The 7,480-nt window shown below is 60.1% G+C and carries 6 protein-coding genes; 3 read left to right on the top strand and 3 right to left on the bottom strand.

The annotated features are described in order from the left end of the window. Positions 1-33: 33 nt before the first annotated feature. A complete protein-coding gene (locus Q4Q11_RS04400; protein ID WP_498568763.1) occupies positions 34-1,065 on the bottom strand; it encodes an IS110 family RNA-guided transposase in 1,032 nt (343 codons plus the stop codon). Between the two features lie 349 nt (positions 1,066-1,414). Continuing rightward, positions 1,415-1,843 (bottom strand): OsmC family protein, encoded by a 429-nt coding sequence (locus Q4Q11_RS04395; RefSeq protein WP_112503365.1) that lies wholly within the window; start codon positions 1,841-1,843, stop codon positions 1,415-1,417. Between the two features lie 211 nt (positions 1,844-2,054). Here Q4Q11_RS04395 and Q4Q11_RS04390 point away from each other — a divergent pair, with 211 nt between their 5' ends. Beyond that, on the top strand, positions 2,055-3,320 hold the full coding sequence (locus Q4Q11_RS04390; protein ID WP_498568762.1) for a glycerate kinase type-2 family protein: 1,266 nt from the start codon (positions 2,055-2,057) through the stop codon (positions 3,318-3,320). A gap of 20 nt (positions 3,321-3,340) precedes the next feature. On the opposite strand, the gene Q4Q11_RS04385 is transcribed toward Q4Q11_RS04390, so the two are convergent. After that, positions 3,341-3,523, bottom strand: coding sequence for a hypothetical protein (locus Q4Q11_RS04385; protein ID WP_113222784.1), 183 nt, complete (start codon positions 3,521-3,523; stop codon positions 3,341-3,343). A 336-nt stretch (positions 3,524-3,859) separates the two neighbouring features. On the opposite strand from Q4Q11_RS04385, the gene ggt reads away from it, so the two are divergent. Together ggt and Q4Q11_RS04375 are read left to right on the top strand one after the other, a co-directional pair. Continuing rightward, the gene (gene ggt, locus Q4Q11_RS04380) at positions 3,860-5,602 is read left to right on the top strand and encodes a gamma-glutamyltransferase (protein ID WP_498568765.1); all 1,743 of its coding nucleotides are present in this window, start codon (positions 3,860-3,862) and stop codon (positions 5,600-5,602) included. 351 nt (positions 5,603-5,953) lie between these two features. After that, positions 5,954-7,408 carry an MFS transporter gene (locus Q4Q11_RS04375; protein WP_113222781.1) on the top strand — a complete coding sequence of 485 codons (1,455 nt, stop codon included), beginning with the start codon at positions 5,954-5,956 and terminating at the stop codon, positions 7,406-7,408. The last annotated feature ends 72 nt before the right edge of the window (positions 7,409-7,480 follow it).

Here is a 7,480-nt window from a genome sequence, read left to right as displayed (position 1 = left end):
TGTCGCGCTGAGGGAAGAAGGCTGACACTTCGCTTATGGGGTGGTGCCGGCCGATGTGTTGAACACCTCTCCTGTCTTGAGCATGCTGTGCATGATGACGGCAAGCTTTCGCGCGACCGCCACTGCAGCGCGCTTGAATCCCAACCGCTCACGCAGCTTAAGCCCCCAGCTTTTGAGACTGCTCTCGTTCCTGGCACTGGTTCTCGTGAGAATCACCGTCGCCGCTTCATAAAGCAGCCCGCGCAGATGGGGGTCGCCTCTTCGCGAGATATGGCCGTCATAATCGACCTCGCCTGACTGGTAGCGCCGCGTTGTCAGCCCGAGCCAAGCGCCAACCGAGCGCGACGTCCGGAAATTTTCTGGATCTTCAATCGCTGCGACATAGGAGACGGCCGTGACTGCACCAATGCCCGGAATTGTCATCAACAGCTGCGCAGCCTGGCTCTCGCGCGCCGCCGCGAGCAACTGGCGATCAAGATCGGCCGCGCACTTGCGTATGTCGCGCCACGCCTCAAGCAGAGGCAATATGATCCTTGCCAAGCCGTCATTCCCATCTACGAGTTCCCTGACATTGCCATCAAACACCCGTCCTCTTCCTTTGGGGACGAGGAGACCGAACGTCTTCATCAGACCGCGAATCTGGTTGCTAAGCTGGGTTGAGATGCTCAGGAGCTGATTACGGCCTCCTATCAGCGTGCGTGTCAGCATGCTATCGAACGCCTTTACCCGGACCGCCTTGTAGAAGCCGGCTTCGGCAAGTTGCGCCAAGCCGTCCGCATCATTGGCATCGGTCTTGTTGAGCGTCTCGTTCAAGACCTTTTGCGCATGTCGTGCCTCGATGCAGATCGCCGGTATCCCCTCGGCTGTCAGCGCATGATAGAACCACGTCGACAGCGGCCCCGTCTCGAACACAACGCGCTTGGCGTGAGGGGCGTGTTTGCGGATCATCTCCGCCAGAAGTTTTGGGTCCGAAGGGCACTTTCCCCGCCAGATCCGCTTCCCGTCCTGTCGGATCGAGATCGCAGTATCTTTCAATGAAACGTCCAGCCCGATATATTGGTCCACGGTTGCCTCCATTCGATGTTTGGGCCCGGTGCCAATCGTGAGCCCGCTTTTCCATCTTATCGGGGGCAACCACCCGTTCCACCATCATCTTGGAAAAGAGCCGGGGAGATCGCGACCGCGATTACCCCATGTTTAGGAATTGCGGAACAGAACGTTCCACGCTCCCGAATGCCTTGCGCAATTTCTAAGCCATTGAAATTGCAAGAGCGGGGGGCCGCGTCTTGCTCGTTCTACGTCCGGCAAGCCGGTGCGTCCCTGTCTACCCCCTCCCTTGCAAAATCTAGCACTTAGCCTCCCGGCTAATTGCTGATTTTGCTATCCCGCCCGCAAGGGCGGGATAGACCAAAACTCACCCCGAAATGACAGTCGAAAACTGCGGATTGCCGCGAATCGTGTTGCTCACCGTGCAGATCTCATCTTCGGCGGCATGGGCGATCGCGTTACGGATCTCGTCGCCAAAATCGCCCTTGATAGTGAAGGCGATGTTGAACTTTTCGACACGGGAGAGACCTTCGGTCGCCTTTTCGCCCGTCACGACGGCGGTGACTTCGGTGAGCTTGTCGAGCACGCCGAGGCTGCTTGCAGCCATGCGGGCACTTAAGACCAGGCAAGCGGACAGCGAAGAATAAAGCAGATCGAGCGGGTTGAAACCAGGCTGCGACGGCGAAGTGACGATGTCGATCTCACCGCCCGTCACCGAGGTCACATGCGGAAAACCCGTGCGGCCGACCGTGGCGGTGGCGCCCGTCTGCCTCGTCTTCACTTTCAGTTCGGCCATGTCGAAAATCCTTGAAATAAAAGCGGGAAACCATTTTCCTCTACATAGGGGTTCATCGCGCAGGACACAATTGCAGTTGCCGCCCCTTGCGTCTTCCAGCTGGTTAAGCCACCAAATGGTTACAGGCTCTCAGAAGCAATTCCGGGAAAAATGCGTAGCGGTTTTCCGTCCGGAATTGTGTACAAACGCTCTAGCAGACAGGCAGTTCGACATGACCGTTTCCGATCCCCGCGCCTTCCTGACCTCGCTGTTCGATGCCGCCGTTCGCGCCGCCGATCCTCTGACGGGCATACGCACGCATCTGCCGGCGAGGCCGAAGGGCCGGACGATCGTCATCGGCGCCGGCAAGGGCTCAGCTCAGATGGCAGCCGCGCTGGAACAATGCTGGGAAGGTCCGCTGGAAGGTCTGGTGGTAACGCGATACGGCTTTTCCGTCCCCTGCCGCCAGATCGAGATCATCGAGGCCGCCCATCCGGTGCCAGATGAAGCAGGTCTCATCGCCTCCCGCCGATTGTTGAAACGGGTGGAAGGTCTCACCGAGGACGATCTGGTGATCGCCCTGATATCGGGCGGCGGCTCGGCGCTGCTGCCTTCGCCGGCAGGCGCTCTGAGCCTCGCCGATGAGATCGCCGTCAACAAGGTGCTGCTTGCCTCCGGTGCGCCGATTTCGGCGATGAATGTCATTCGCAAGCATCTGTCGACCATCAAGGGCGGGCGGCTCGCGGCGGCAGCCCACCCTGCCAAAGTCGTCTCCCTCGTCGTCTCTGACATCCCCGGCGATGATCCAGCTCTCGTGGCCTCCGGCCCAACCGTGCCGGGCGCCGGCACGCGCGCCGAAGCGCTCGATCTCATTCGCCTCTACCGCATCGAACTGCCGCCGGTCGTTTTTGCCCATATCGAGAAGGCAGAGGCCGATGCGCCGCGCCCTGACGATCCGCGCTTTGCCGGCAATGAAGTCCATCTCATCGCATCCGCCGGCGTCTCGCTGCAAGCTGCCGCCGAAGTGGCGCGTGCTTCCGGTATCGAAGCCGCCATCCTCTCCGACGCCATCGAAGGCGAAACCCGTGAAGCCGCCCATGTTCATGCCGCCATCGCCCGTGAGGTGCTTCATCGCAATCGCCCCTTCGCCAAGCCGATCGTGCTGCTTTCCGGCGGAGAAACGACGGTGACGCTGAAAGGCAAGGGCAAGGGCGGCCGAAACTCTGAATTTCTGCTATCGCTGGCAATCGACATCGACGGCCACAGCGGCATTCATGCTATGGCCGCCGACACGGACGGTATTGACGGCAGCGAGGACAATGCCGGCGCCTTTGCCGATGCGGGCACGGTGACGCGGCTGCGCAAAGTGGGATTGGTGCCGGCTGAAATGCTGGCAAACAACGATGCCTGGACGGCCTTCAACGCGATCGGCGATCTGTTCGTGCCCGGCCCGACGGGAACGAATGTCAACGACTTCCGCGCCATCCTGATCATATAGGCTCGCGCAGCATGCCCTGATCACACGGTGGCGCTGCAATCGTCGCAGCGCCAATATGCAGCCGCCGTCGATGTCCATCGAAAGAAATGGCGGCTGCAATGGCTGCACTCGATTTCTATGACATGCGTCTTTTCAGAAACGACGAGCGGCTTGGCCTTCGTCATGCGCTCGCTCTTCCACCGCTCAAGCTTCGTCACGGCCACCGCTATCCTCCACGCAATACTCGCGCCTCGACTGAAGAGACACTAAAGTAGAATCAACTAATAAAAGAAATATTGCAGAGGTCAAGCTGACACGCATTCTTACGCTTGTAGAGAAAAACAGGGCAGTTCGACGGTTCCATTTACTCGACATCGTCATGCTGGCGCCGCATCTGCCATAAGCCGCGGCTGATCCCGGCGAAAACCCGGAGATCCATTGCCGGCTCGGATCGCAATGGAACCTCGAAAATTTGCAACTGCGGATATCGCCATTTCCACACAAAGCCCCATTTGAACGATGGGCTTTTTGTTCCCAAGATAATAACGGGAGGCATCATGATGCGCCAATTCCGCCAACGGGCGATCTCATCGGTCACGCTGGTCACATTCGCTCTCTTTTCAGTCACGGCCAGGGCCGCCGCGCCGCCGCCCGTCGAGGCGGAGCATGGTATGGTGGTCACGGCCCAGCATCTCGCCACCGATGTCGGTGTGGAGGTGCTGAAAAACGGCGGCAATGCTGTCGATGCAGCCGTCGCGGTCGGCTATGCACTGGCGGTGGTCTATCCAACCGCCGGCAATATCGGCGGCGGCGGCTTCATGACCATCCGCATGCGCGACGGCAAGACGGACTTCCTCGATTTCCGGGAGCGCGCGCCGCTGGCGGCCAAGAAGGACATGTATCTCGACGACAAGGGCAATGTCGTCAAAGGCGCAAGCACCGATGGCTATCTCGCCGTCGGCGTTCCCGGCTCAGTGATGGGCTTCGAGACCGCCCGCGAGAAATACGGCACGAAATCCCGCCAGGATCTGATGGCGCCGGCCATTCGCTACGCCAAGGAAGGGTTCACGCTGAATCAGGCGGATGCCGCCGAATTGAACGATGGCAGGAAGTGGCTCGCGCGCGACCCGGCCGCCGCCGCCATCTTTACCAAGGCGGATGGAAAACCTTTCGCGACAGGCGACAAGCTCACACAGCCCGACCTCGCCAGCACCCTCTCCGGCATTTCGGATCAAGGACCGGACGGCTTCTACAAGGGGCCGGTTGCCAACGCCATCGTCAAGGCAAGCCAGGACAAGGGTGGCATTCTCGCGAACCAGGATTTCGAGCAATACAAGGTCCGCGAACTCGAACCTGTGAAGTGCGACTATCGCGGCTACCAGATCATTTCCTCGCCGCCGCCCTCCTCCGGCGGCGTCATCATCTGCGAAATCCTCAACGTGCTGGAAGGCTATCCGCTATCCTATACCGGCTACGCCTCGGCCGACACGCTCCACTACATGGTCGAAGCCATGCGCTACGCCTATGTCGACCGCAACTCGGCCCTCGGCGATCCCGATTTCGTCGACAATCCCGTCAGCAAGCTGCTGGACAAGGCCTATGCCCAGAAGATCCGCGACGGCATCTCCCCCTACAAGGCCGGCGTCTCCAAGGAACTGATGCCCAAGGGCCTCGGCGAAAGCCACGAGACGACGCATTATTCGATCATCGACAATGACGGCAATGCCGTCGCCGTCACCTACACGCTGAACGGCTCGTTCGGCGCTGGCGTCGTCGCACCCGGCACCGGCATCCTTCTGAACAACGAGATGGACGACTTCACCTCCAAGCCCGGCGTTCCCAATCTCTACGGCCTGGTGCAGGGCGAGGCCAATGCGATCCAGCCGAAGAAGACGCCACTGTCCTCCATGAGCCCGACCATCATCGCCAAGGACGGCAAACCCTTCATGGTGATCGGTAGCCCCGGCGGCTCGCGCATCATCACCATTACGCTGGAGGCGATCATTAATGTCATCGATTTCGGCATGAACATTCAGGAAGCGATCGACGCCCCGCGCATTCATCACCAATGGCTGCCGGACAAGGTCTATATGGAGCCGCGTGCGCTCTCGCCCGACACGATCAAGCTTTTGACCGGCATGGGCTACACGGTTCAGGTCGACAATAGCTGGCCGATCTGGGGCAAGGCAGCCGGCATTCTCGTCGGCGGCAAGAGCCTGAGCGACATCGCCAAGGGCGGCGGTGCCCGCTATAACGGTGCCATGGACAGCCGTGCCGGCTCCGGACTGGCGGCCGGCTACTGATCACGGCAAGTCCGCATGAACACTGAATCAAACCGGCGCAGACATCGTCGGCGCCGGTCTTTTGCGCCTGACAGGCCTCAAAGCGAGCACATTGTCTTACGCCGCAAAACCAAGCGTGAGCCGTTCGACGCCATTTAGTATCGTTTATTCATCCGGCGTTCATTTACTGCCGCAATCACGCGTATGTGAGGCATTTTTTCCATTTTGATCAATAGGATTTGCGATTTCTGATATAGCAATCGCGCGCAAGCAGGAGTATACAAGCCGCCGTTCAAATAGGCCTTCGCGCCATGACCAGACTTGCGGTTCTGTCTTCGGACCCCACCGCACCATCGAGAGCGATCCCCGACAATGTCGGATCAGATATTCCAGGCTGCCCCCACCCGGAGGGCTGCACCGAATTTTCGTGTAGTGGCACTTATCGTAGCAAGTGCGATGTTCATGGAACAGCTTGACGCGACCGTGCTTGCGACAGCCCTTCCGACCATGGCGAGAGACTTCGGCGTCAGCGCGCCGGCCATGAGTATCTCGCTGACATCTTATCTTCTCAGCCTCGCGATCTTCATTCCCGCCAGCGGCGCCATCGCCGACCGTTTCGGATCGCGGACTGTCTTCCGGTCCGCCATCGCGGTTTTCGTTCTCGGCTCGCTTTTGTGCGCGCAGGCGCCGAACCTGTTCTTCCTCGTCCTCGCACGGCTTCTGCAAGGCCTCGGCGGCGCCATGATGCTGCCGATCGGCCGTCTCGTGCTGATGCGCAGCGTCGCCCGCAAGGACATGGTCAACGCCATGTCCTGGCTGCTGATCCCTGCGCTCGTCGGCCCCATCCTCGGCCCGCCGGTCGGCGGCATGTTTGTCACCTATCTCGACTGGCGCTGGATCTTCTACATCAATGTACCGATCGGCATCATCGGCTTCGTCCTGGTGACCATGTTCATCGAGGAGGTGAAAGGCCCGCGCACCGGCCGCTTCGATCTCTCGGGCTTCATCCTCTCGGGCATCTCGCTGGGATCGCTGCTTTTCGGCTTCGAAATGTCGAGCCGCGAAGGCGAAGGCTATCTCGCCGTCTTTCTGATCTCCATCGGCCTCTTGTTCGGCATCGCCTATCTGCGCCACGCCCGCAGGCATCCTTCGCCGATCATGGATTTCTCGCTGATGAAGGTGCCGACCTTCCGCACCTCCGTAATCGCCGGATCGCTGACGCGTATCAGCCAGGGCGCTCATCCCTTCCTGATCCCGCTGATGCTGCAGCTCGGCTTCGGCCTTTCGGCCGCCGCCGCCGGTCAGATCGCCATTGCGACGGCACTCGGCTCCATGGCGATGAAGCCTTTCCAGGTTCGCATTCTGCGTACGCTCGGCTTCCGCACCGCCCTCATCATCTTTGGCCTCATCGGCACGCTCGGCTATGGCATGTGCGCCATCTTCAAGCCGGACTGGCCGCTGCCCGTCATCTTCGTGATCCTGTTCTTCTGCGGCTTCTTCATGTCGTTTCAGTTCACGGCCTACAACACGATCGCCTATGACGAGATCGAACGGGACCGCATGAGCATCGCCACCAGCTTCTACTCGACCTTCCAGCAGCTGATGCTCTCGCTCGGCATCTGCGTCGCAGCGCTAGCACTGCATGGCTCGATGCAATTCCGCGGCCAGGCTAAAGCCGAGATGATCGACTTCTCCGTCGCCTTCATCGTCGTCACAGCCATTGCATTGCTCGCGGTGATCTGGAACGCCAGCTTTTCGCGCAGCGCCGGCTCCGAGATCAGCGGCCATCGCCGAAAATCGCCGGAAGACAGCCTCGGCGAGCATTGAAACGCGCCGCTCGCCGATTCAGGCAATAGCGCCTTTTGTGAACAGTGTCTCCATAAAGGCCGCATTGCACTG

Source organism: Rhizobium sp. UFLA01-1127, from assembly GCF_059803845.1.
This window is presented reverse-complemented; position numbering and strand designations above follow the sequence as displayed.

Coding starts and splice junctions, on each gene's coding strand:
- Q4Q11_RS04375 (WP_113222781.1), top strand. CDS start 5,954: ATGTCGGATCAGATATTCCAGGCTGCCCCCACCCGGAGGGCTGCACCG.
- Q4Q11_RS04395 (WP_112503365.1), bottom strand. CDS start 1,843: ATGGCCGAACTGAAAGTGAAGACGAGGCAGACGGGCGCCACCGCCACG.
- Q4Q11_RS04390 (WP_498568762.1), top strand. CDS start 2,055: ATGACCGTTTCCGATCCCCGCGCCTTCCTGACCTCGCTGTTCGATGCC.
- ggt (WP_498568765.1), top strand. CDS start 3,860: ATGCGCCAATTCCGCCAACGGGCGATCTCATCGGTCACGCTGGTCACA.